The sequence below is a fragment of the Salicola sp. AFF1 genome, assembly GCF_056783195.1.
The window spans coordinates 1-232 of the sequence record NZ_JBXAYL010000257.1; the positions used below are offsets into that span (position 1 = coordinate 1).

The following is a 232-nucleotide window of genomic DNA, read 5'->3' on the forward strand; positions in this document are numbered from 1 at the left end:
GCTCGTGGTCGACGCGCTCGCCGGGCTCGCGCTGATATTTCCTTGCGTGATGCTAACCATGAGCATGTCAGGCGGAGCAATGGCCGGTGGCGTGGCATCAGCCATTGCGCGTGCGCTCGGCGCGGACGACCGCGACCGCGCTGCAACTTTGGCGACACATGCCCTTCTGATTGGAATCTCACTCGGCGTCGTCTTTATGCTGGGCATGCTCATGTTCGGCCCATCGCTGCTC

At 62.9% G+C, this 232-nt stretch carries 1 protein-coding gene; it reads left to right on the forward strand.

Features of this window, described 5'->3' with window-relative positions:
- A partial coding sequence (locus AC1RQI_RS17575; protein WP_481905887.1) for an MATE family efflux transporter occupies positions 1 to 232 on the forward strand: 232 nt, incomplete at both ends.